We start from the raw sequence: 23,384 nt of genomic DNA on the forward strand, positions 1-23,384 counted from the left end.
ATTGTAGCAGTTTGCGGCACGAGTCGCAAGAACCGCGGGGGCGTCCAATTATTATCATGACGCCATATGTTTTCCTTTATACGTGAAGAGAGCCTGCCTTTTCAGGCAAGCTCCCGGATATTCGTCCATTATCTGGCCGGCTCGATCAGGCCGTATTTACCGTCGTTGCGTTTATATACTACATTGACCTGCTCCGTATTCGAGTTAGCGAATACAAAGAAGCTGTGGCCAACCATATTCATTTGAAGGATCGCTTCGTCGATATCCATCGGCTTCAGCATAAACTGTTTGGTTCTCACCAGCTCGTAATCGTCCTCATCCTCGGCCAGTGACGGCGTGTCCGTTCTGAACATATCCTTGACTCCGCCTTCTTGACGGATCTTGCGGTTCACCCTTGTTTTATGTTTGCGGATTTGCCGCTCCAGTTTATCGATCACAAGGTCGATGGATGCGTACATATCGTTGCTTTTTTCCTCCGCTCTCAGCATGACGCCGGTCAGCGGGATCGTCACCTCGACGGATTGCAAGCCTTTCACCACATTTAAAGTGACGTAAGCTTCGGTTGTAGGGGGAGCTTCAAAGTACCTTTCCAGCTTGCTCAGCTTTTTCTCAACATATTCTTTTAATGCCTCGGTAACCTCGATGCGTTCTCCGCGAATGTTGAATTTCATTGTACTTCTCCTCCTTTCATATACCTAGTATACTATATTCCACATCGACCTTCAAAAATCCTTCATGTTTCTCGACAATTTTTCAAAATTTTCTAACAATTTAGTGAAGTTGTGACAAATGCCACGGCACTCGCGGGCTGCCCGCTGTTGGCACTCTTGTCCAGCCGCTTTGTTTTCCATTAATCCTTCATGGCTGCCAGGAACTTCTGAATACAAAAAAACACCTTGGATCTCTCCAAGGTGCCGTCGCTGCTAATTGTAATCGATAACCATCTATGCAAGGCCGCTTGGGACCGGATGATTATAGCTTGATAACGTTAGCCGCTTGTGGACCGCGTGCGCCTTCCACGATATCGAATTCAACCGCTTGGCCTTCTTCCAGCGTTTTGAATCCTTCGGTTTGAATGGCCGAGAAGTGCACAAATACGTCTCCGCCGTCTTCACGCTCAATGAAACCGTATCCTTTTTCTGCGTTAAACCATTTCACTTTACCTTGCATGTAAAACATTCCCTTCATTATCAAATAACTGTGAGAGCGTACTCACAATTCGAATATATCACCCCTCCCTCTCGGATGTCAATTATATCCACGCATGTTAGCGAAATATTTTGAAAATTCGAGTATTAACATCCCGTTAATAATGTATGCACAAAGAAAAACCGCATGGCTGCGCGGTTTTTCGACATTTTCCACCGACTTATCCACAAAGTTATGCACATTGTCCACATGTTTTGTGCAAAACTACAAAAATCCCTCTCGTTTTATTCACAAGAGGGATTTTTCATTTCTTTTTGGCGAAACTTACGCCTTATTCATTTGCGTTTATCAAAAAATGCACCATACGCAGAAGGCGAGCTGCCGTATCCGCCATACTGATCATGTACCGTCTTGCTCTTTTGCAGATTGGCCATGTCAGCCCCCAGCTTCATTTTCTTACGGGTCATCATAGACAAAATGTTCCTGTCGGCCTCAGCCGCCGGTTGAAGGTAGCGAATCTTCTGTTCCTCCGACAAGGCGATTCCCGCTCCAAGCAGCTCGTCAAGACGCTCTATGACACTCTGGCGATGCTCCAGGAGATCGTTCCATTCCTCCGGTTCGGCATCCTCCAACAATCGTTTCTGCAGCTGCAAAGTGCATTCCAGCAATTCATTCAACAATGTATCCGGAGAGGCAAAAGTTGCGGTCAAAAGTCTCCTCTCCTTCTACGCTTTTTGTTTGGATAAAAGAATAGCTTCCTTCCAAGTGTCCCGGAACTGTACGAACAGCCCTTCCACCTCATCCAGAATCGATTCGTCCTTTTGGATATTAGCTTCTATCATCCGGCGGTTCATATAATCGTACATTAGCATTAACTGCTCCGAGATGGGGTAAGAGCGGTCTAACGTAATCATAAGCTCGCTAATAATATCCTGTACGCGCAGACTCGACTGGTTCGCCTTCTCCCATTGTTTCTCCGCCAGAGACGACCTGGCCTGCTTAATAAACTTGATTGCCCCGTTGTAGAGCATGAGAGTCAATTCTCCAGGAGTCGCCGTAGTCACTTGATTGTTTTGATATTTCTGAGCAGCTGTAATCATGATTGATCGCCCCTTATATTTCTTAGCTCGCTTATCCTAACTGTTGCGTCAGCCAACTGCTTTGTGAATTTGCCTTGCTCATTGCCGTCTCCATCGCGGTAAACTTCTTCCAGTACCGGTCCTCGATATCCTGCAGCCGTGCCTGCCAGTCTGAAATCTGTTTGGCAATACTCGTCAGGTCCTTGCCTAGCACGCTATTATCCGTTAACGCAGCGGCGCTCCCCGCTTTATCCGTGATCTTGGTCATGGCATTATTAATCTGATCGTATAGCCGCTGCGCCAGTCCGCTTTCACTATATTTAGTTGCAGAATCCGTGGACGTGCTTGTTTTTGTAAACAGATCCATCACGGCCGTACCGTTCTCGGATATCGCCTGGCGCAGCTTCGTTTCGTCGATATACAGCTTACCGTTCTCATAGTAGGAGCCCGTCGTAATCCCGATTTCGCTCAAGTTATTATGCTTGTCGTCACCCGTCCCAGCGACGTCGGAGCTCAGCGCCGTACGCATTTGCGAAAGCAGACCGGAGAGGATCGGGTCCTGCTTTAGCAGGCCGCTCTTAGCCTTATCTTCCCACTGCTCGACCTGCTTGTCGGTCATCGCTTGTTTCTCTTCATCCAAGAGAGGCTGATAATCTCTATACTTGGTTTCGCTGATCTTGCTGTTTAGCTTATCTATGACGTCATTGTACTTGTCTACATACGTTTTAATAGCATTGAAAATAGCGTCTTCATCCTGCTTCACATCAATCTTTGTGCTGCCGGTGTTTTTAAGGTTAAACTCTACGCCGTCGAATGTAAAGGTCGAACTTGCGACACTGTAAGGGATACCGTTGATTTCAACGCTGCCGGGTTCAGCAGCTGCACTTTTCTTGTATGCAGCAGTCGAGCTTGATCCCCAACCCGTGTTGGTATTCCCCTTCGTCATGCCTAAGAGACTGGTAGCTGCAGCATCGTCCGTATCAATAAATACAGCGGCGGTATCTCCGGCCGCTGCCGTTGTCAAAGTAATCGATTTATCATCCGCAAGATAGTTCGCTTTAATCCCCGTCGTGGACGAAGCCGCGTTAATTTTGGCAATGACATCGTTCATCGTATCGCTGGCGCTGACTTGGATCTTGACAGATTTACTAGCACTATCGGCATCGCTCGCATCTACCGGACTTATGGTAAAGGAAAAGTCCTGCCCCATGGTATCGCCGGTCATTTTAGTAGTAAACTTAACAGAAGCGGCTTCTGCCGCTTTGGGTAGAGTCTTCACATTTACATTATAAGTAGAAGCGGAAGGAAATCCCTTTTGCTTCGCCGTAGCGATCGAGTCGTTATCGGAAGCCATTACTTTTTTCTGAAACGTCCCTTGCAGCTTCATATTTGAAGTAGCGCTTCTCAAATCCAATAAAAGAGCGTTCATCTCTCTATACTGGTCGCGCTGCCATTCTTCGGTTTGTTTCTTTTGTAACAGCTTATTTAACGGAGCGCTCTCCGCCTTCATCAAGTTTTTGACGATCGAATCCGTATCCAGACCGGAGACCAATCCGCTCATGCGAATGGAGGTTGAACTTGTCGTACTAGCCATTCAATCCACCTACCTTTTCTCATCGATTAGTAATCCGATTTTGCTTTTCATCTCAGCAACCATGTCGAGAATCTTTTTGGACGGAATTTCCTTTACGACTTCCTCCGTCTTATTGTCGACAATTTGCACGTAGTATTCATGCAATTTCTCATGAAGAACGAAGCTTAAGTGCGTATTATTCGGCTGCATCAGCTTGTTCAATGCATCGACGGATTTCATCAATTCTTGCTTGGCCGCTTCTTTATCCAATGCCGCCGCCGATGTTTCCGTAGCCTCTACCATCTTGATCTCGCCGCGGTCACCCGCGGTCTTAGCCGTGCTAGGGAATGCAGGATAGGATTGAGGCGTCGTTCCTCCTGCCGAATTCTTGAGCGAAATGTCCATCATACCGACCTCCACTTGGCATCTATTACTATTAGTATCGGAAGGAAGAGAGGTTTAGTTTAGGGGGAATGTGAAAAATAAGAATTAATCTAGTTTTCTTCTAAAGAAAACAAAAAGATCCTAGGGAATCTAGGATCTTCTTGTAAACCGTTAAGATTAACGAAGCAATTGAAGAACGCCTTGCGGTTGTTGGTTCGCTTGCGCCAACATAGCTTGTGCAGCTTGAGCCAAGATATTGTTTTTCGTTTGCTCCATCATTTCTTTCGCCATATCAACGTCACGGATACGGGATTCAGCAGCCGTCAAGTTCTCGGAGGAAGTTCCCAAGTTGTTGATCGTATGCTCCAAACGGTTTTGAACAGCACCCAGTTTGGAACGCTCGCTGGATACTTTATTAATTGCGCTATCAAGCACTTTGATTGCAGCAGAAGCGCCTTCTTTAGTGGAAATGTCAAGAGCTGCTTCAGCTTTTACATCGTTAGTGCCATTAGTAACCGTATTTTCTTTAGTAAAGCCAGCTTGACCAGCATTACCGGTGATTCCAAGAGCTGCGGAACGCATGTCGCCGATTGTCAAGGACATCGATTGACCAGAGTTCGCACCGATTTGGAATTTAGTGGAGAAGCCAGAACCTTGTGCACCAGGTCCCACGACTTGTTCGATATTTCCAACCGTATCATTAGCAGCATCAACGCCAATAGCGTTCAATACTGCTCCAGTTCCTTCTTCAAGTTTAATATCCTTGCCGGTTTCTGAAATAAACTGAACTTTATTATCTGCAGAAAGTGAAGCAGTTACTTTATCTGAAAGCCCTGCTTCTTGTAATGCAGCATTCAAATCTTTAATCAAATCTTGTGCGGCTGCTTTTGCAACATTGGTATCAGCGTTTGCAGTGTCATACGTTTTTCCTTCTTTTAAAGTAACAGTTACTGCACTTTCGCTACCTACAGTTACTTTAAAAGTAGAGTTTGCGGTAATAGTGTTAGAAGTACCACCATCACCTAATGCTGTTCCGCCTTCAATACCATGTCGTTCGACAGTTGTTGGCAACCCTGTATTCGATTTGGGATTTGTTCCTGTGATTCCAAGAGCAGTAGCACCAGCCGAATCAAATTCTATATTGCTAGTTGCTCCAGAAGACTTTGCAGTAAATGTAAAAATCCCACCTGACTCAGTTATATCAACCAAATCAGAAAGCTTAACTCCACCAGCTGTTACATTTCCTAAGTTTGCTACAGCATTAGCTCCATTAAAAGCTGGGGTTGTTGCACCATCACTTAGATCTACACCAGTTAGATCAAAAGTTGTGCCGTCAACTGTAATTTTTCCTCCTGCAATAGATGGAGCAGTAACAGCTGTGTCTGAAGTAAGCTTAGCACTAGTAGCTTTAGAAATCTTAGCACCGTCAGCAGAACCAATACCGCCGTTCAACAACTTTTGAGTATTGAACTCAGTCGTATTGCCGATACGGTTGATTTCAGAAGTCAATTGGTTCATTTCGTCTTGCAGTGCGTTACGGTCAGTATCCGTGTTCGTTCCGTTCGCGGATTGAGTAGCCAATTCGCGCATACGTTGCAAGATGCTGTGAGTTTCGTTCAATGCGCCCTCAGCTGTTTGGATCAAAGAGATGCCGTCTTGAGCGTTGCGGCTAGCTTGGTCCAAACCGCGGATTTGGCCGCGCATTTTTTCGGAGATTGCCAGACCTGCAGCATCGTCGCCAGCGCGGTTGATGCGAAGACCGGAAGACAATTTCTCGATGTTTTTGTTCGTGTTAGCTGTGTTGATGGACAATTGGCGGTGTGTGTTGAGCGCCGCAATATTGTGGTTGATAATCATGTTTCTTCCTCCTTGAAGTTCGTAACCCCACATCCTTGTGGAGCAGCTTATTATGAGAAGAGGAGGAGCTAGGTCGGCCGCCCTATCCTCCTTCTCGCTCTACTATATATATCGAACTAGACCGGGCTAAAGTTTATAGCAATTTTGATTTTTTTCGCGAGGATCTTACAATTTTTTCAACAACTTCTTCAATGTTTCCAAATTAGCGACGGCACCCGACGCTTCTTCATTCGATTCCTTCAGAGCCGAGTAGATCTCCTTACGCAATATTTGCTGCTGCTTGGGTGCCGCGACGCCGATCTTCACCGCATCTCCCTCGGTGCCAAGCACTATAATCTCGATCTGATCTCCGATCATGATCGATTCCCCCGGTTTTCTCGAAAGTACGAGCATCGACTACGCCCCCCCGCTGCCGCCGACCGCGGCCATCATCTCGGATAATTTATGCTTCGTCCGGTAAGGGGAGCTATGCAGAATAATTTGTTTCCCCTTCCTTGTGTACTGATTAATAATTATCGGCGCCAGCAGGTTGAGCGTCGTCTCCTGCACATCCTCATGGGCCGTGACAATCGACCATACTTGAACCTGCTCTTCGGAACCTATCTCCAGCTCGGCCAAGTCCGCTTCTTCGAGTTTAAACTCATATTTTTTACATACATAGAACGGGTCGATCATCAGAAAATGAAGCCGCGCTTCCTCCACCGATTGCAAATAAGCGATGGGCTCCTCCGCATCCTGTCGGATGACAATATATTGACGGCATCCTTCGAATCCCGGGATGCCATTAGCAAACGTAACAATATCCTCTTCTTCATAGCCAATTTGCCCCAACATGGCAGTTTCTAGCAGCATTGATCACAACGTCCTTTCTTTTGATAAATACAAAACGAGCTATAGCCGTTAAGCAGCTATAGCTTCATGATATAGTTATTACCTTTTCGTGTCGATCGAGGGCGGGATAAATTCCACCGAAGCATATTGCTTCATATAAATATCCAGCTTTCCCCGCTGGTAATGAATTTTCGGCGGGTTCACCGTCACATGGTGTTCGACATGAGCAGGCGTGTATTGAATATCTACCTTCGCGGGCTGATAGCTCATATCTATATTATCCAGCGACGCATCCCCCATATACATGTATTCGTAGAAATCGATGTCCTTCGTGCTCTCCTTGGCCAACGCGGAGAATGCATTTTCACCCGTCTGTATCGCCGCCATCCGGTTGCCATCCTCGACAATTTTGGCGATCCCTTGCAGAGCGATATTTTTGCATTCCGAATAAATCCGGCTGAACGCCTCCAGACTCGGCCCGAATCCCAACGCATCATGCCATTTGCTGTTATCTATGGACAACTGCCCCGGCTGGGTGTGCATGTCGAGCCTGGACGGGGTCGTCGTCAGCTCTTGGGTCGCTCGGGGCTGCTCGATATCCCACTGTCCCATGTCAGCATCGATACCGATCTGCGCATATTGCTGTCTGATCTGAAGCTGCGGAACCGGGGAGATACTCATCTTAGCCCCCTCCTAGCGCAAGAAATCGACTAAGCTTGCGCTAATAATTTTGGCGCCGACGGATAGGGAAGCCTGATAGACGTTCTCATCCGTCTTCAGATTCGTGATCACTCCGGACATATCCGCGTCCTCGGTTTTCGATTGGAGGGATTGCAGGTTCACGCTGATATCCTCCAACCGGGACTGCGCCAGCTCAATGCGGTTCGTTCTTGCCCCAATGTCCGCGCGAGCTTGCAGAAATTTATCGTTTTGCGTATCGATCCGGCCGATAATGGCGCTGACCCCTGCCGTATCTCCGCTGCCAAGCGCGGTCGACAAATCCTGCAGCACTTTGAAAATGTTGTCGTTCGTACCGGGATTAGCGGGATCGTCGGCATCGCCGAATACTTGATTCCCCGGAATATTCGCAGAGATGCGAACGCCTGTCCCGATCTCAAAGTTAATATCCGACGTATCGACCTTATCCGTAGCGGCCGTCGCTTCCGTATACGGCGCCTTATCCGTCATTTGACCATTGAACACATATTTGCCGTTGAACTGGCTGTTCCCGACCGTGACCATCTGAGAATATAACTGGTCGACCTCACTCTTGATGGAATCCAGCGCCTGCTGCGGATTCGTATCGTTGGCGCCTTGCACCGCAAGCTCCCGCACGCGCTGAATGACGCTGTTCGCTTGGCCCAGCATCGAATCGGTATAATCGAGCCAGGAAATCGCGGCATCGACATTGCTTTCATACTGATCGTTCGCCGACACTTCGCTGCGATAGCGCAGCGAGAAGCTGATGCCGACCGGATCATCCGAAGGCTTGTTGATTTTACGCCCCGTCGAAAGCTGATTCTGGTGTTCGTTCATCCGGTTCAAGTTCGTATTAATATTGCGCAGCAGCTGGTTATTAAGCATCCCCTGCGTTACTCTCATCGTCATTGTATATCGTCACCTACTTCCTTAGTATGAAGCGCCTTCGGTTTAGCGTCCTACCGTACCCATGCTGTTGATCACCTTATCCAGACATTCGTCGAAGGTCGTGAGCGCTCTGGCCGCGGCATTATAGGCATGCTGGAATTTAATCATATTGGCCATCTCTTCATCCAGAGAGACGCCGCTGACCGATTGCCTTCTCGAATCGACCTGGTCTACGAGAATTTTCTGATTCGTCGCCTGACGGGCCGCTTCCTGGCTCTGAACGCCCAGCTCGCCGACAATGGACCGGAAAAATTCATCGAACGTCCCGTCAGTCAGTATAGGCTTGCCTGTCGTGCTCGGATCAAAGTTCACTTTCGTATTTCTAACGCCGGCCAATAGCAATGCCATATCGTTATTCCCTTTGACCACCTTCTCCACGCCGTCCGTGTCGATATACGTTCTGGCCGAGGAGGAGATGTTGGACACGTCGCTGACGATAGCGGGATTGACCGTAATGTTGGCTGCGTTGACCTCCGTCGTGCCCGGCTTCAAGGTAAAGAACGACACGTTGCTCTTCAGCGGGCTGGATGCCGAATATCCCAATTGATGAAGCCCATTGAAGCCCTGCACCACGACATCGGTATTGGCCCCGAGCGTTCTCTGTTCAATCGTTCCGTTATACGCTCTCTGCTCGGTTGTACCGTCCGAATTGACAACCGTCAACGTCGTCCCATCCGGCACGACCATGCCTTGCGGCAGCGTCACCTTGGTGTCGCCTTGGACGAGCACCTTCAGCATATTGTCCAGCTGGAACTGGTAGTTGGCGACGTAATTATCGCGCGACTGAATCATGCCGTACACTTCGCCGCTGTTCAGATTATTGGCCGTCGCGGCGGCTTCGAGCGTATCGCGAGTGAAGGTCGTATCGACAGTGTTGCCGGTGACCAGCTGCACATTGCCCATTTTTATATTGTAGCCCTGATCTTCTTCCGTATAGGAAATGTTGACGATCTGAGACAAGTTATCCATCAGCAAATCCCGCTGGTCGCGAAGGTCGTTAGCGTCGTCGCCCAAGCCTTCGATCCGGTAAATCTGTTCGTTCAAATCGGCGATTTGCGATGTATATTGATTGATCTGTTTTACTTTGACTTCGATATTTTCCGTCAAATCGCTGGAGAGATCCTGCAATTGCCGGGACGTTTGGTTAAACGCGTCGGTCATCGCGAGAGCTTTCTCTTTCACCAGCACGCGCGCCGTCGTATTTTCCGGCGACTTGCTCAGCTCCTGCCATGCGTTCCAGAAGCCCTCGATCGTCTGACGAATCCCGGTATCCGACGGTTCGTTGAAGATAGCCTCAAGCTTTTCCAGCGTATCCTGGCGCACCGACCAGTCGCCCAAGTTCTTGTTCTCATTATGGTACTGGTTGTCCAGGAATTTCTCCCGCACGCGCTTGATGCTGTCAAATTCGACGCCTTGGCCCATCTGGCCGGGCACCGTGCTGTTCTGCAGCCCCGGATATTCAATCGGCCGGGATGCCACCATGTTCACAACCTGGCGGGAGTACCCCTGCGTGTTGGCGTTTGCAATATTATGCCCCGTCGTCGTCAAAGCGGCCTGCTGCGTAAATAAGCTGCGCTTGGCGATCTCTAATCCGCTGAAAGTAGAGCGCATGACTCTGATCCCCTCCGTTACACCTCAAATGATTTATGCCCGTGTATCAAAAAGCCCCGGCCGCTTGGACCCGTACGTCTGTGACTGCGGATGCTGGTAGCGGTATTCGTCCTCGGGAGGGCCCGCGATCAAATCCAGCGAGTAATCGACGAAAGCCAGCGAATGCTCAATCAGCTGCTGATTCAGCTTGTTCATTTCGCGAAGCTTGTTGATTGTTCCGAGCAGCCGCTTCTGCTGTCCCAAGAGCAGCTTCTTGTCCTCGACGTTAAAAATAATTTTCGTCAAATCGCTTACCGTCACTTTCGGATTCGGCTTGTACCCCTTCTCGATCATAAATTGACCGATCGCGTCGATCCGCTGCTGGTCGAGTTCTCCAATCTGCTTGACCAGCTTGTTTTCTTTGGACACGATCTGCATCAAGGATTCGATGTCGCCCAGGATGAGCACCTGCTTTTTCCGTTCACCCAGTTCCAATAAACTCTCATGTATGTCGTTTAACGCCGTCATTGTCTGCAGTAAAGCTTCGAATGCCATGCTCGTCCACCTGTTTCGCTATAAAGTTAGGAATTATTTAATAAAAGGAAACAGCTTCTCCGCCAGCGCTCTTGCATCGACTTTATAAGTGCCGCTTGCCACCGATGCCTTCAAAGCTTCCACTTTCTCTCTGGACTTCTCCGCTGCCGCCGAATTTTGCGTCTCCAATAGTTCCTTCGCCTCGCTAGATATTTCTACTTTATCTTTCTTTTTGCCGGTTTTGCCGGACGCCGCCGCATGATAAGCATCCTGGGACTTCGCGTAAGGATTGACTCCGCCGAGCCGGTTCGTACCATCTATCTTCATCGATCTCACCTCATTCAATCATATAAAATAACCCCACCGAATAAGCGTTATTACATTTATCGGTGGAGTTATGCAGAAAGTTTATAGAATACGTCATAAAATCCATGTCTTTAGGCATTCAGATAAAAGACCTTCGGACGCAGGGTGGCGTTAGCCGCCCAAAAGCACCAAAAAGGGGGATCATTTGTTCCCATTTTATGATATAGTAGACACAGGGGTGAACACAATGATAAGAACGTACAAATTCCGTTTGTACCCAACTGCAGAGCAACAGGATAAAATCCAATTCACCATTGAACGCTGTCGGTTGCTCTATAATCGCTTGTTGGATGAACGAATCCATACGTACAAAATGGAAGGGAAATCGCTGACATATAGGCAGCAAGCAAACACGTTCAGCGATCGTAAACAGTACATTCCATCATTAAAAGAAGTCCATTCTCAAGTGCTGCAGGATGTCGCCAGGCGGCTCGATAAAACGTACCAATCGTTTTTTCGCCGCGTAAAGAACGGTGAAAAAGCCGGTTTTCCGCGCTTTAAGACGCAAAGCCGCTATGATTCGTTCACGTATCCGCAAACAGGATTTTCGCTTGGCGGTAAGCATATCCAACTATCCAAGATCGGAAGTGTACGAATCAAACTGCATCGGCAGCCACAAGGGACGATGAAAACGTGTACGGTCACCGTTAAAAACAGCCGATACTACGTTTGCCTATCTTGCGAAGTCGAAGCGCAGCCGCTTCCGAAAGCGAACCACTGTGTTGGCGTTGACCTTGGAGTCAAGCATTTGGCGGCAACCTCGGACGGACAACGATTTGCAGCGCCGAACTATCTGCGAAACAGCGAGGTAAAGCTTAGACGGCAGCAAAAAGAGGTGTCCAGGAAGCAGCGCGGCTCAAAGCGCAGGTGGAAAACGGTCATGGTGCTCGCAAGGCAGCATGAGCGTGTGGCTAATCAGCGTAAAGATTACGCGCACCAAATCAGCCGGATTCTTGTTAACAGCTATGACATCATCGCTTTCGAGGATTTGAATGTGCAAGGAATGCTGAAAAACCATCAGTTGGCCAAAAGTATTGCGGATGCAGGATGGAGTCAACTCGTCCAATTCGTGGCGTACAAGGCTGAAAGCGCCGGTCGTCACGTTGTTCGTGTCGATCCGCGTCATACATCGCAATGTTGCTCCACATGTAGCAAAATCGTATACAAAACGCTAGCCGAACGTGTGCATTGCTGCCCTCATTGCGGCACAACATTGGACCGTGATGTGAATGCCGCGATCAATATTTTGATGCGTGCATTGCGGTCAGTCTTATAACCAAACAACAACTCCAGGCTCGGACGGAGCCTTCGAGGAGGGACGAAGTTACGAGTTCCGATGATCCGAGAAGCCCATTTGCTTTAGCAGCGGGAGTCGTCACATTAAATTTGATAATACCGTCAGTTATGCCGGTCGCGCAAACGGTCATGGATATTGTAGGACATAGAGTTCGCTTCCTTCTGAAGCTTCTGCTTGCGCTGCTCATCCTCCTGCATGTTGCTGGCCTCCTTGGACAGCTTCTGACGGCACGAGTCGCAGATCGTATGCACCCGAATCGGGGTGTTGCACACCTCGCAGTTGTAGGACATATTAGGATGATTTGCAATTGAAATGCGGCCTTCCCGGATAAACTTCGTAATCTGTTTAATAGAGACGCCCGTCGCTTCGCTCAGTTCATATAAATAGCAGGAACGGTTTTCTCGCAAATAGTTCAAACATTTCTCGTACTGCTGGTCGATCTCTTTGATGCAATTCACACATAGACTGAAGTTGTTTTTGACATAAATTTTCCCGCAGCGCGGACAATTGTCTACATTTAAACTCATGCCTGCTCTCCCCCCCATACTGATCACAGGAATATTCTTACGATTAGTTTATCTCAACTCCTGCGAGCTTGTACACTGAATTTTTGTCCAACATCCGACAAAATCCATCATCGCGCCCACCCGATTCCGTAGACAGCTACGTTAGGGAGCTCAGCCTTAACCGTTCTTGCGCACTCATTCAAGGTGCTTCCGGTCGTATAAACGTCATCTACTATATATAAGGTAATATCGGAAAAATGGAGCAGATCTTGCAGCGCTTTTTGCGATTCGGGCAAGAGCGCAAACACGCCTTGCAAATCGTCCAGCCGATCCCCGCGGGTTTTGAAGCTTTGCTTAGCCGTATGCCTGACCCTCACAAGCAGAGGAATCACGGGAATGGACAAGCTGCCGCCCAAGTCCTCGGCAAGCTGCTGCGCCTGATTGAAGCCCCGCTCCAGCCTCCGCTCGCCGCTTAACGGCACATAAGTGATCAACTCCCGCGCGCCCTTGGAAGGGCTCCCCGGGAACGCAGCCGTCTTGTGAAGGTGATACGCGTGAAGCAGCATCCGGCCGAGCAGCTCGCGCAGCTTTTCATGACCGCGGTATTTGTACATGGCCAGCCATTCCTTCATCAAAGGGCTGTAGCTGACTGCGCTGCGGTTTTGCACAAAATACGTATCCATCCGCCGGCTGCAATCCGTACATACCTCCGGGCGTCCGCACCGGCTGCACTGCACCTGCAAAATCCACGGAACCGCTGCAGCGCAGCCGTCGCATAGAGCCAGCTCCCGCGCCCCGCTGTATAGAGCGCCGCAAGCGATACAAGAGCTCTGTCTCGAAGAAAGCAGGCTCTCTGCTTGCGTAACCGATCGCTTAAGCCATTGCAGCATTCGGGATGACAGCCTATGACGAGTTTCCATGAGGCTTGATCTCTCCTTTATCATGCAGATAGCCCTTCTTCCTGGCTAATGCGTTCATGCTCTTGATCTGACGGACTGCTTCCACTTGGGCGCGCGTCTTCTCTTGCGCGGCAAAATAAACATGCCCGGCCGGATCGTCGGCGGATCTTCCCGCTCTCCCTGCCATTTGCACCAAAGCGGCGGAATCGAAGATCGGCTCGCCTGCATCGAGAATCAGCACATCCGATTTGGGGATCGTGACGCCGCGCTCCAATATCGTCGTCGTCACCAAAATCCGCGTATTCCTGCCGCGAAAATCAATGACCTTCTGTCCCCGGTGTTCGTCCTTGGAGGAGGTTCCCTGGGTTGTAACGTGCGGAAAAGAAGAACTAAGCAGTTTCGTCAGCGGTTCTACCATATGAATTTTCGGCACAAAGACGAACACTTGCGCTCCCCGCTGTAAGGATGCTTCTATTTTCTGCTTAATCACCGGCGCTAGCGCGGATTTCTCCAGCTGCTGACGCAAAGGCGGCATCGTAAGCAGCACAGGAACCGGCAGCGGATGACGATGATACCGGGTCGTGACTTTTACATGAGGCAGCGCGCCGCGCTTCGCCGCTTTTTGCAGCTGTAACGGTGGCGTTGCGGACAGCAGAATGGTCGCTCCGCCCGGCATGCATACTTTTTCCGCCGCATATTGAAGCATAGGATTATTGTGGTAAGGAAAGGCATCCAATTCATCGATGATAACGAGGTCAAATGTACTCTCGAACCGCAGCAGCTGATGGGTTGTCGCAATCGTGATCGGAGCCGCGTCCCAGCGCTGCTCGCTCCCCCCGTATAACGTAACGACCGGGATAGGCGAGAACGCCTTCTCCAATCGCGGCTTCAGCTCCAGCACCACATCCCGCCTCGGTGTAGCCACTACGACACGCCTCCCTTGCGCCGCCGTATACTGGATCATCGGAAAGATCATCTCGGTCTTTCCCGCCCCGGTAACCGCCCAAATCAGGAATTGTTTAGGCTGATTTGTCTTCTTATTGATCGTTTGTAATTCATTCCCTTTCAAAAATCGCAACGCTTCGCCCGACGCTTCCGCCTGAATCTCGCTTAACCCCCACGGAGCTAAATAAGCCTCCAAGGGCGGTTCCTCCGCGCTTGCTAAGGTGGCGGCCAGTTCCTTTGCCGCAGCGCTTGGTTCATGATGGCCCTCGGCCGAGCTTATCGTAACCGAGCAGTACCGGGATCGTCCCATCGTTAAGCATTGCTCGCAATAGGGGCACGACGTTCCGCAAAACATACATTCCGTAAACACCATATGCTCGGCTCCGCCCCCACAGCGATGGCAGCGGTAGCTTGGTTTGCCGCCCCACCAGCGAAGCTTGCGTTTCTGCTGCAGCGATATTCCTTGATCCAGCCGGAGCAGCCCGAGCAAGTAGGCCGTCTGTACATAAGCAAGCGGCTCAGCGGAAGCATTCGATAAGCCATAATGCTCCATTAGCTGCTTCACCTCATCCATTAGCAGGCTGCGGCCTTGCATGAGACTAACCAGCCTGTCCAATTCGGCGCTGTCGATACGAAACGTCACTCCTTGCGCCTGCCGATATGCAAGCCACTGGCTGTAGCTGCAATCGACCGGCTGCAGCCGGTTCACCGTGTCTCTGCCGATAAGCGTGTCTTCGGCACACTCCCGCACCGCTTTCACAAACCTCTCGGGCGCAAGTCCTCCCTTGCCTGCCCATTGAAGCACATTCAGCTTGTCCCTAAGCACGACGGCTTGTCCGAATGAAAAGGCCGGCTCCAGCATCCGAATTCGTACCGAACCCGGATACCGTCCGAACCATAACGTCATATCTGCCTGAATATCCAAAGATGCTTGCCATCGGACCGCATCGCCGCTAATCACCGCATATAAAATAGCCTTCATGTTCCCCCCGAAGCTATTGATTATTCATATCGCTTTGTAAGCGGTTACCAATCCGTCTTGTTGACCAAGCCGAACGATCACCACCTGCTTTTCCTCATGCTCGCGAATCCAATCATCCAAAGACTCCAGATCGCTGAACCTGCGAATGTCCAAATGGTATTCCAAACGGAACCGTTCGGCGATAGCCAGCGTATCGTCCGTTGATCCTTCGTCGGCTAGGGTCACGCGCACCTCCCGGCCTTTGAGCCGCGAGAAAAACAGCAGCGAACGAATGTACCATTCGACTTGATTTTGATTATTATGCGTTAACAGCAAAACATGCGTGACATTCCGACCCGTATCCCGGTGCCGCCGATAACACCAATGCACCAAGGCAATACTTGCGCCATAGCAGCCAAAAATCCACAATAACCCTACCATCATCGCGGCTCCCTCCCTTAGGATCAGTATATGCCGCAATGATTGGGTTGGTTCCTGTTTTAGAGCGTGACCCAGCCGTTTTTGATGGCGATAATTACCGCTTGGGTACGGTCATCGACTTCCATCTTCTGCAAAATGCTGCTGACGTGGTTTTTTACCGTCTTTTCGCTTATATATAAGAACTCGCCGATCATTTTATTGCTTTTGCCTTCGGCCATAAGACGCAGCACTTCCGCTTCCCGCCTTGTGAGCGGGCTGTTGTCGGAATGTACATATTTGACTCCGGCTTCCTTCGCGATTCCGCTTCCGGCTACGCCGACTTCATCCAAATAGGTCATTCTACGCAGCTGATTAATGAGCTTGCCCGTTACTTTAGGGTGAATATACGCATGGCCGGCTACGACCGAACGAATCGCGTTGATGAGCGACTCCGCCTCCATATCCTTCAGCAAATAACCGGATGCCCCTTTGCGGAGCGTTTCGAACACATAGCTCTCGTCATCATGAATCGACAATATAATGACTTTGATATCGGGAAAAATGTCCTTGAGCTTCTCCGTCGCTACGACGCCGTTCTCGATCGGCATATTAATGTCCATTAAGACGATGTCTGGAGATAGGGCGTTGCACAGCTCAATGACCTGGATGCCGTCGCCGCACTCCCCAACGACCTCCAGATCGTTTTCCATATTCAAAATGCGTTTGACCCCTTCGCGAAACAGCTGATGATCATCCGCCAAAACAAGCTTGATATTGCGCTTTGCATTTCCCGTGATGTCCATGATTTATTCCTCCTTCGAATCTAATTTGATGGGTATCAGCATCGATATTTTCGTTCCTGCCCCCTTGGCGGACTGCATCTCTATACGGCCCTCCAGCAGTTCTACTCTTTCGCGCATTCCAATAATGCCGTAATGGCTTCCTTTTTCGATTTTCTTGTCGATGTTGTCCAGGGTAAACCCGACTCCGTTGTCGGTAACGACAATTTTCACCATTTGCTTCTGGTAGGTGACCTCCAGCATCACATGAGATGCTTGAGCGTGCTTGACTACATTGGAGAACGCCTCTTGAACAAGCCGGTAAATGGCTACTTCCATTCCGGAAGGAAGCCTCGCATCTTTGCCGGTGAATTCAAACTGCGTTCGAATCCGCGATTTTTCTTCAAAATCCTGCACAAATTTGCGCAAAGCGGGAATAACACCCAGATCGTCAAGCGCCATCGGCCGCAGATTGAATATGATTTTACGAACTTCTTCAATCCCGCCGCGGACCTGACCTTTCAGATCGACAAGCTCTTCTTTTACGGACGTATAGGCCTGCTTGGTTAACATTCGTTCGGCGATTTCGGTCCGGAGCACAACGTTAGCCATCGTTTGCGCCAACCCGTCATGTATTTCCCGGGCAATCCGTTTGCGCTCTTCTTCTTGAGCCAAAATAATTTTCAAGCCGAGCAGCTGCCGGTTTTTAGCCGATTCCAATAAGCGGGTCACCTGGTTCAAATCGCCGGACAGGTACTCCAGCACTACATTCACCTGGGATACGACCGCTTCAGCCCTCTCCAATTGTTTATCGACATTTTTAATCCTTTTTTGCAGATCATCTCTTCTCGCCTTCAGGTGAAGCTCTTTCTCCCTGTACATCGCGAGCTGGGTTTGCATCTGGGTGGCAAATTCATAGGCTGTGCGAATGTCATCCTCTTTAAAGCGTTTAAAATCACGGCTAACCTCGGTTAACCGAATGCGCGCCCGCCGATATTCCATTTCAATATGATCGACCATGTCGATAGTCTTAGTCGTTTCGTCGATAACTTGCTGCAGCTCGTTGTTCAGCGCATTGCGCTCTGACCGTACATTTTCGCAAATTTCAAAGATCTGATATTTGCTGCTCTCCATGACGTCAATCGCATTTTTGATAATGCGGTCTAAAGCGTCCACTTGCATACGTCGGGCTCCTTCTTCAACAATTCCCAAATGAGGAGCCTGTGCGACCCGATTGTCGGACAGGCTCCTAGCAATATAGTACCATATTTATAGTCGATTGTAAGAGGAGATAGGAACTAATTATTGCAATGTGATCTGCTTCGTCTTTTCATCCCAAGTCACTTTCCAGCCCATATTTTCCGAAAGAATACGCAGCGGCACGACGGTAACGTCATTCATAATCTTCGGAGCCACCTCAGCCGTAATCCGTTTGCCGTTCACAAGCAGGTCCGGATTGTCGATCCATAGATCGATCAGCTTGTCCCCGCGAATGACCGTAACCTTGCGCTCTTTATCGTCCCAGCGTACGGTACCGCCCAATGCATCCGTGACAAAACGGATGGGGATCAGCGTATTTCCGCTGACAATTACGGGAGCCTGTTCCAGCGTCATATTTTTGTTATTGACCGTAACGGCCGTTTTATTCACCGTCAGCTTAACCGAATTGTTCGACGGCACGGAGAGCTGGCCTTTGTAAGTGAACGTAATATCGTCGATGCCGATCTTGCCTACGGTAGCGCGTTCGTCTTGACCGACGCTTTCGCTATATACATATACGCTCTTCACAACAATCGGGAACTTGAGATCCAGATCGGACAAATCGGCCGAAACCTGCTTCCAACCCTTCCAGTTAATGTTCTTGGCTAATTCAACATAGTACACTTTGCCGCTATTATCTTTAATTTCCGTACGGAGAGAGTTCAGGCTTTCATCGCCGTCCACCTTCATCTTAATAAACTGCGGCTGGCCTTCGATCTGGATGCCTGTGTCCATATTGGCGTAGGCCCACTTCTCTCCGGTAGCTTTAGAAAAATCGTAATTCAGTTCCAAATATTTGTTTTTTGCCGCGCTCTCACGAATATAAACGGATGCTGCAACGCTTTCTTCCGGTTTGGAACCCGAGTTCGTCAACACCGCATTATGGTCCAGATCGTACCATACGCTGTCTTTGCCGATCGGAAGCGTCAGCATGGTGCTGTATCCGTCATAACGGGCGATAAGCTGAAGCTGTTTGGCGTCTGCCAAGCTATTCACGGTAAGGATGCCGTCTTTAACCTCAGCCTTCATGCCGAGTACTTCCCATTCAATGAGCTGCGGGGGCACTTCGCGAGATTTGCCCGATTTGGTCGTTGCTATGACCGGGAGCTTATAAGAACCGCCTTCCGATAGAGCAATATTGGTGGCATCAATCTGAAGTCCCGCCAGGTCGTTCCGTCCTACAACCGGAATCTCGGCCGACTGGCTTCCTTTTCCGGACGCAGCCGTTACTTTGGCTATTCCCAGCTTCGTCGGCGTGAATACATTATCCTTGAACGTTCCGTTGTCTGAAGACCATTGGGCCGTTACGCTGCCCGATTCGATCGGATTATAGTATTCGTCGTAGCCTTTAAAATTCAGCGGCGCCTGTTCGTTTAAAAACAGAAAATCGGGCGCTTGAATGAACAGCTCCTTAACATCCCCCTGAGGCGCCGTTGAGAACACGCCGACTCCGTTAACGACCTTACGTTGAATGCCTGTCTCCGTCTTATTGATAAGCACCGGATTGAACTCCCCAAGCGGTCGGGCCACCATCTGAGTCGATCCTCCGCCGTCCAGGTTCATCCCTTTCCAGACGCCGACTTTGATCATAAACTGCTGCAGCTCTTTCATGCTCAAGCCTTTGCTGTCCCCGCTATTATCCACGGTAATGATATAAGCCGTTTTTTCATCTTGAGAGTAACCGATCGCCGTTCTTGAGCGATAGCAGCATAGACTGTCCACTTCGCGGGAAAAATCGGTCGGCTGGCCGCCGTCTACCAAAATGGTATGGCCGCCGATCATCATTTTGAAATTTTTCGTATCGTACGTTTTGGTAGAGTCCTGCGGTAAAATATCGTAATCCGCTTTGAGCGGATCTCCGATCTTCATATGCTGCCGGACAAAGTCGGCCGCTTTTCCCGATGCTCGTAAAATATAGCCGTCCTGCGGAGCGATCATATCGATCGTCGTGTTATCTGCAATTTTCTGAATAATGCCTTTCTGGACGAGCACTTCCGTCGGTACCGTCACCCCGTCGTTCGAACGGTCCGATTGGCCCCATGCGTTAGTGTACATAAACATGGCATCTACGTGGCTATGCTCTCCGCCGGGCTCGAACCAATAATACGTTTTGTTAATGCCGCCTAATGCGAATTTGGCCCCGTCCTTGGTCATTACCGACCCCTGGAACGTAAACAAATCGACGATCGGCTTATTGTCCTTGGAGATAGCGAACGAATAAAAGCCCGGCAAATAAGGCGGCGTCGCCATCAGCCTGCCATTCTCGATCTCCGGCCCCATCGGAACGCCTTCCGCCTGCGTATTGTAAAAGTCGCCGTTTACGCCGGCAACCGCCTTCGTCTCGGTAGCCATTCCAAGGACGCTTTGCTTCTTCGTAAATTGATCGTTCGTCCCTGTCATCACGTCCAATTTTACGTTAGGATTCGTCAAATCTACTTCTATTACATTGCCATTGGTCGTAATCTCTTTATTGCTGCGAGTCGATTTCCAAACGTATTTTTTCATAACGGCGCCGGAAGTCAAAATTTCCTGGCCGGTCATCGTCACCGTCGGCTCCGAAGCCGCGTATACCTCAGCCGTTGTAATAAGAGGCGATAAACCTATGAATGCAGATAAAACAATAGAGGACATCTTAATCCAAGCCTTATGCTTACTCACACCTATGTTTCTCCCTTCTATTCCCACTCTCCTCTTACTTAGACTCTATTAACATGGAAAAAGTTACGTTTTTACTAGGCGAAATCGTGAACAATTTGGACAAGTTTCGCCATTTTGTGAACAAAAATAGCCCGGCTCTATAAAAGAACCAGGCTTTGGTATCGAATGCTATGAGAAAAACGTCTATCGATGTCGTTTCAAAGACGTTCAACCGCGTTCACTTTCCAATACGGTGAAAAAGATTTAAACGAGCGCATCGCGCTTCAAAAGCTCGGCTTTGTCCGTACGCTCCCAAGGAAGATCGACATCCGTGCGGCCGAAATGACCGTAAGCTGCCGTTTGCTTGTAGATCGGTCTGCGGAGATCCAACTGCTTGATAATGCCTGCCGGACGCAGATCGAAATGTTTGCGAATGACGGAAACCAACTTCTCTTCCGACACTTTGCCCGTTCCGAACGTGTCGACCGCAATCGATACCGGTTGTGCGACACCGATAGCATAAGCAAGCTGAACTTCGCATTTGTCCGCCAGACCTGCGGCAACGACGTTTTTAGCTACGTAGCGAGCCGCGTAAGCGCCGGAACGGTCAACTTTTGTCGGGTCCTTGCCGGAGAATGCGCCGCCGCCGTGACGAGCGTAGCCGCCGTACGTATCGACAATGATTTTACGGCCGGTTAAGCCTGCATCGCCTTGAGGTCCGCCGATTACGAAACGGCCTGTCGGGTTAATGAAATATTTGGTATTCTCATCGAGAAACTTCTCGGGAACGATCGGTTTAATGACATGCTCTTTGATGTCCGCTTGGATTTGCTCCAAGGATATATCTTCACTATGCTGCGTAGAAACGACAATCGTATCAACGCGCACTGGCGTATCGCCATCATATTCAACAGTAACCTGAGTTTTACCGTCAGGACGCAAATAAGCGAGCGTACCGTTTTTACGAACCTCGGACAAACGTCGGGAAAGCTGGTGGGAGATTGAGATAGGAAGAGGCATCAATTCCGGCGTTTCGTTCACCGCGAAACCGAACATCATCCCTTGGTCACCGGCGCCGATGGCTTCGATCTCTTCATCGGTCATTTGCCCTTCGCGTGCTTCCAGAGCTTTGTTAACCCCTTGCGCAATGTCAGGCGATTGTTCATTCAAGGAAACGAGCACAGCGCAAGTTTTCGAATCAAATCCGAATTTGGCGCGTGTATAGCCGATATCTTGAATCGTTTGACGTGCGATGGATTGAATGTCCACATATTCGGATTGGCTCGTAATCTCACCGATAACCAATACCAAGCCTGTTGCAACGGAAACTTCGCAAGCTACACGTGCGTTGGGATCGTTCTTAAGAAACGCATCCAAAACTGCATCGGAAATTTGGTCGCAAATTTTATCCGGATGACCTTCCGTTACCGACTCCGATGTGAATAGGCGTCGACCGCGTGGAATAGACATATAATCAACCTCCTACTAACTAGTATTCATTAATAAAAAAGTACACATACAAAAAATCAACCTTTTCCCGTAGGAAAAGGTTTCATTCATACCTTCTTGTAGTTATGTTACTGGATTTGTCGAGTACTGTCAATAATATTGCATGAGTTCCCAAAAAATTAACAATCCGCTTACAGGTTCAACATCATCTCTTCTGCCTTACGGATTAAGCGGCTTGTTATGGCCCCGCCTACGGCACCGGCATCGCGGGAAGCGATATGTCCCCAGTAATCTTCCTTTACCGATCCCGATGGAATAGCGCCGAGCTCTGTGGCAAATTCAACGTTAGCATTAGCCATGGATTTGCCTACAGGAAGTCCAAGTTCAGCAGCAATTTCATACTTCAACTGATCCAATGCTTGTTTACTTTCAGGTACCACTTTATTCGCTTTAGCCATAAAATCCACCTCCAAATGTGATGTAACGATAGTATGTCCTTGCGCTTTGGAGGCAAACGTATAAACGGTTGTCAATAAGGGTAAAATTTATGATGTAATCTTCGTTCCGTTCGCATCGGTCAAAACGTAGCTGCCGCGAACCATAACATAAATATCTTGCTTTTGTTTCGGATCGGGCTTAATGCCGCGCCCTTCCCTTGGAATGATAAGCAAATGGTTATTTTCTATCGCAGCGCCGGCTGCAATGTCCTTACCTGAAGTTACATCTGCAATCCCATTATCGTCAGAGCTGACTACCGTTACTTTACCGGTACGGACAATGATTTCTGCTCCGTCTCCGCCGTATAAGATTTGTCCTTGCTCAAGCTTAATAACCTGTAATTCTGAGCCCCCATTTGATTCGGAAGGTGTTGAAGCATCAGGAGCTGGCTGAGCGGGCGTAGTAGAGCCCGAGCCGTTTTTTCCAAGCTCCGCACTAATGATTTGACGTACTTTCTCTTCGGTAATGGACTGACTCGAAAGCTCGTCCGCAATTTTCTGTTTAATGTTCTGATCAAAATAACTCTTTGTTATAACAGGATCATCTACTGAGCCCGGCTGTACCGATGTGCTTCCGCTGTCGGCATTAGCACCGACAATGGTCGCCGCCCACAACAGCAAAGTGCTTATGGCCACTTTCGTACGTGTTTTATTCATGTTTCACCTCTATGTATAGAAATTGTTATGTATGTTAAGTATAGCTAAGTTAAATAAAAAAAAGAAG

The 23,384-nt window shown here is 49.1% G+C and carries 25 protein-coding genes; 1 reads left to right on the forward strand and 24 read right to left on the reverse strand.

Features of this window, described 5'->3' with window-relative positions; genetic code table 11:
- Window positions 1–128 precede the first annotated feature (128 nt).
- The 14 genes from hpf to flgM all read right to left on the reverse strand — a co-directional run bounded on the left by hpf (window position 129) and on the right by flgM (window position 10,971).
- Window positions 129–671 (reverse strand): ribosome hibernation-promoting factor, HPF/YfiA family, encoded by a 543-nt coding sequence (hpf, locus tag SK3146_RS18125; protein WP_249860154.1) that lies wholly within the window; start codon window positions 669–671, stop codon window positions 129–131.
- 301 nt (window positions 672–972) lie between these two features.
- Window positions 973–1,170: a cold shock domain-containing protein gene (locus SK3146_RS18130; RefSeq protein ID WP_239630459.1), complete on the reverse strand. Its 198-nt coding sequence runs from the start codon at window positions 1,168–1,170 to the stop codon at window positions 973–975.
- A 314-nt stretch (window positions 1,171–1,484) separates the two neighbouring features.
- Window positions 1,485–1,859, reverse strand: a complete 375-nt coding sequence (locus SK3146_RS18135) for a flagellar protein FliT (RefSeq protein WP_249860155.1) — start codon at window positions 1,857–1,859, stop codon at window positions 1,485–1,487.
- Between the two features lie 15 nt (window positions 1,860–1,874).
- Window positions 1,875–2,252 (reverse strand): flagellar export chaperone FliS, encoded by a 378-nt coding sequence (fliS, locus tag SK3146_RS18140; RefSeq protein WP_249866351.1) that lies wholly within the window; start codon window positions 2,250–2,252, stop codon window positions 1,875–1,877.
- Window positions 2,253–2,280: 28 nt separating this feature from the next.
- Window positions 2,281–3,822, reverse strand: a complete 1,542-nt coding sequence (locus SK3146_RS18145) for a flagellar hook-associated protein 2 (protein WP_249860156.1) — start codon at window positions 3,820–3,822, stop codon at window positions 2,281–2,283.
- Window positions 3,823–3,831: 9 nt separating this feature from the next.
- Window positions 3,832–4,209, reverse strand: coding sequence for a flagellar protein FlaG (gene flaG / locus SK3146_RS18150; protein WP_249860157.1), 378 nt, complete (start codon window positions 4,207–4,209; stop codon window positions 3,832–3,834).
- Window positions 4,210–4,362: 153 nt separating this feature from the next.
- Window positions 4,363–6,042, reverse strand: coding sequence for a flagellin N-terminal helical domain-containing protein (locus SK3146_RS18155; protein WP_249860158.1), 1,680 nt, complete (start codon window positions 6,040–6,042; stop codon window positions 4,363–4,365).
- 165 nt (window positions 6,043–6,207) lie between these two features.
- Window positions 6,208–6,435: a carbon storage regulator CsrA gene (gene csrA, locus SK3146_RS18160; protein ID WP_249860159.1), complete on the reverse strand. Its 228-nt coding sequence runs from the start codon at window positions 6,433–6,435 to the stop codon at window positions 6,208–6,210.
- A gap of 3 nt (window positions 6,436–6,438) precedes the next feature.
- Complete coding sequence (gene fliW, locus SK3146_RS18165; protein WP_249860160.1) at window positions 6,439–6,876, reverse strand: flagellar assembly protein FliW; 438 nt, start codon at window positions 6,874–6,876, stop codon at window positions 6,439–6,441.
- A 96-nt stretch (window positions 6,877–6,972) separates the two neighbouring features.
- Window positions 6,973–7,554, reverse strand: coding sequence for a DUF6470 family protein (locus tag SK3146_RS18170; protein WP_249860161.1), 582 nt, complete (start codon window positions 7,552–7,554; stop codon window positions 6,973–6,975).
- A gap of 12 nt (window positions 7,555–7,566) precedes the next feature.
- A complete protein-coding gene (gene flgL / locus SK3146_RS18175) occupies window positions 7,567–8,475 on the reverse strand; it encodes a flagellar hook-associated protein FlgL (protein WP_249866352.1) in 909 nt (302 codons plus the stop codon).
- A 48-nt stretch (window positions 8,476–8,523) separates the two neighbouring features.
- A complete protein-coding gene (flgK, locus tag SK3146_RS18180) occupies window positions 8,524–10,131 on the reverse strand; it encodes a flagellar hook-associated protein FlgK (protein ID WP_249860162.1) in 1,608 nt (535 codons plus the stop codon).
- A gap of 33 nt (window positions 10,132–10,164) precedes the next feature.
- Entirely contained in the window at window positions 10,165–10,665 is a 501-nt protein-coding gene (locus SK3146_RS18185) for a flagellar protein FlgN (RefSeq protein ID WP_249860163.1), read from the reverse strand.
- A gap of 33 nt (window positions 10,666–10,698) precedes the next feature.
- Entirely contained in the window at window positions 10,699–10,971 is a 273-nt protein-coding gene (gene flgM / locus SK3146_RS18190) for a flagellar biosynthesis anti-sigma factor FlgM (RefSeq protein WP_249860164.1), read from the reverse strand.
- Between the two features lie 250 nt (window positions 10,972–11,221).
- Between flgM and SK3146_RS18195 the strand changes: the two genes are divergently transcribed.
- Entirely contained in the window at window positions 11,222–12,286 is a 1,065-nt protein-coding gene (locus SK3146_RS18195) for an RNA-guided endonuclease InsQ/TnpB family protein (RefSeq protein WP_249860165.1), read from the forward strand.
- A gap of 122 nt (window positions 12,287–12,408) precedes the next feature.
- Here SK3146_RS18195 and SK3146_RS18200 read toward each other — a convergent pair whose 3' ends face one another.
- From SK3146_RS18200 to SK3146_RS18245, 10 genes are all read right to left on the reverse strand, one after another.
- Complete coding sequence (locus tag SK3146_RS18200) at window positions 12,409–12,834, reverse strand: flagellar protein (protein WP_249860166.1); 426 nt, start codon at window positions 12,832–12,834, stop codon at window positions 12,409–12,411.
- Between the two features lie 107 nt (window positions 12,835–12,941).
- The gene (locus SK3146_RS18205) at window positions 12,942–13,733 is read right to left on the reverse strand and encodes a ComFC family protein (RefSeq protein ID WP_249860167.1); all 792 of its coding nucleotides are present in this window, start codon (window positions 13,731–13,733) and stop codon (window positions 12,942–12,944) included.
- Entirely contained in the window at window positions 13,717–15,639 is a 1,923-nt protein-coding gene (locus SK3146_RS18210) for an ATP-dependent helicase ComFA (protein ID WP_249860168.1), read from the reverse strand. Before SK3146_RS18210 ends, SK3146_RS18205 begins: the two co-directional genes overlap by 17 nt.
- 24 nt (window positions 15,640–15,663) lie before the next feature.
- A complete protein-coding gene (locus tag SK3146_RS18215) occupies window positions 15,664–16,062 on the reverse strand; it encodes a glycosyltransferase family A protein (protein WP_249860169.1) in 399 nt (132 codons plus the stop codon).
- 56 nt (window positions 16,063–16,118) lie between these two features.
- On the reverse strand, window positions 16,119–16,841 hold the full coding sequence (locus tag SK3146_RS18220) for a response regulator (protein ID WP_249860170.1): 723 nt from the start codon (window positions 16,839–16,841) through the stop codon (window positions 16,119–16,121).
- 3 nt (window positions 16,842–16,844) lie between these two features.
- Window positions 16,845–17,999, reverse strand: a complete 1,155-nt coding sequence (locus tag SK3146_RS18225) for a sensor histidine kinase (protein ID WP_249860171.1) — start codon at window positions 17,997–17,999, stop codon at window positions 16,845–16,847.
- A 120-nt stretch (window positions 18,000–18,119) separates the two neighbouring features.
- The gene (locus SK3146_RS18230) at window positions 18,120–20,735 is read right to left on the reverse strand and encodes a stalk domain-containing protein (RefSeq protein WP_249860172.1); all 2,616 of its coding nucleotides are present in this window, start codon (window positions 20,733–20,735) and stop codon (window positions 18,120–18,122) included.
- A 243-nt stretch (window positions 20,736–20,978) separates the two neighbouring features.
- Complete coding sequence (gene metK / locus SK3146_RS18235) at window positions 20,979–22,184, reverse strand: methionine adenosyltransferase (protein WP_249860173.1); 1,206 nt, start codon at window positions 22,182–22,184, stop codon at window positions 20,979–20,981.
- 170 nt (window positions 22,185–22,354) lie between these two features.
- Complete coding sequence (locus SK3146_RS18240) at window positions 22,355–22,621, reverse strand: alpha/beta-type small acid-soluble spore protein (protein ID WP_249860174.1); 267 nt, start codon at window positions 22,619–22,621, stop codon at window positions 22,355–22,357.
- 87 nt (window positions 22,622–22,708) lie between these two features.
- On the reverse strand, window positions 22,709–23,317 hold the full coding sequence (locus SK3146_RS18245; protein ID WP_249860175.1) for a hypothetical protein: 609 nt from the start codon (window positions 23,315–23,317) through the stop codon (window positions 22,709–22,711).
- Window positions 23,318–23,384: the final 67 nt, after the last annotated feature.

This window comes from Paenibacillus konkukensis, from assembly GCF_023523925.1.
GTDB lineage: Bacteria > Bacillota > Bacilli > Paenibacillales > NBRC-103111 > Paenibacillus_S > Paenibacillus_S doosanensis.

Coding starts and splice junctions, on each gene's coding strand:
- SK3146_RS18145 (WP_249860156.1), bottom strand. CDS start 3,822: ATGGCTAGTACGACAAGTTCAACCTCCATTCGCATGAGCGGATTGGTC.
- flgM (WP_249860164.1), bottom strand. CDS start 10,971: ATGAAGATAGATGGTACGAACCGGCTCGGCGGAGTCAATCCTTACGCG.
- SK3146_RS18220 (WP_249860170.1), bottom strand. CDS start 16,841: ATGGACATCACGGGAAATGCAAAGCGCAATATCAAGCTTGTTTTGGCG.
- csrA (WP_249860159.1), bottom strand. CDS start 6,435: ATGCTCGTACTTTCGAGAAAACCGGGGGAATCGATCATGATCGGAGAT.
- SK3146_RS18205 (WP_249860167.1), bottom strand. CDS start 13,733: ATGGAAACTCGTCATAGGCTGTCATCCCGAATGCTGCAATGGCTTAAG.
- SK3146_RS18240 (WP_249860174.1), bottom strand. CDS start 22,621: ATGGCTAAAGCGAATAAAGTGGTACCTGAAAGTAAACAAGCATTGGAT.
- fliW (WP_249860160.1), bottom strand. CDS start 6,876: ATGTTGGGGCAAATTGGCTATGAAGAAGAGGATATTGTTACGTTTGCT.
- SK3146_RS18155 (WP_249860158.1), bottom strand. CDS start 6,042: ATGATTATCAACCACAATATTGCGGCGCTCAACACACACCGCCAATTG.
- flaG (WP_249860157.1), bottom strand. CDS start 4,209: ATGATGGACATTTCGCTCAAGAATTCGGCAGGAGGAACGACGCCTCAA.
- SK3146_RS18130 (WP_239630459.1), bottom strand. CDS start 1,170: ATGCAAGGTAAAGTGAAATGGTTTAACGCAGAAAAAGGATACGGTTTC.
- SK3146_RS18245 (WP_249860175.1), bottom strand. CDS start 23,317: ATGAATAAAACACGTACGAAAGTGGCCATAAGCACTTTGCTGTTGTGG.
- hpf (WP_249860154.1), bottom strand. CDS start 671: ATGAAATTCAACATTCGCGGAGAACGCATCGAGGTTACCGAGGCATTA.
- SK3146_RS18185 (WP_249860163.1), bottom strand. CDS start 10,665: ATGGCATTCGAAGCTTTACTGCAGACAATGACGGCGTTAAACGACATA.
- metK (WP_249860173.1), bottom strand. CDS start 22,184: ATGTCTATTCCACGCGGTCGACGCCTATTCACATCGGAGTCGGTAACG.
- SK3146_RS18170 (WP_249860161.1), bottom strand. CDS start 7,554: ATGAGTATCTCCCCGGTTCCGCAGCTTCAGATCAGACAGCAATATGCG.
- flgL (WP_249866352.1), bottom strand. CDS start 8,475: ATGAGAGTAACGCAGGGGATGCTTAATAACCAGCTGCTGCGCAATATT.
- SK3146_RS18225 (WP_249860171.1), bottom strand. CDS start 17,999: ATGCAAGTGGACGCTTTAGACCGCATTATCAAAAATGCGATTGACGTC.
- SK3146_RS18210 (WP_249860168.1), bottom strand. CDS start 15,639: ATGAAGGCTATTTTATATGCGGTGATTAGCGGCGATGCGGTCCGATGG.
- flgK (WP_249860162.1), bottom strand. CDS start 10,131: ATGCGCTCTACTTTCAGCGGATTAGAGATCGCCAAGCGCAGCTTATTT.
- SK3146_RS18200 (WP_249860166.1), bottom strand. CDS start 12,834: ATGAGTTTAAATGTAGACAATTGTCCGCGCTGCGGGAAAATTTATGTC.
- SK3146_RS18215 (WP_249860169.1), bottom strand. CDS start 16,062: ATGATGGTAGGGTTATTGTGGATTTTTGGCTGCTATGGCGCAAGTATT.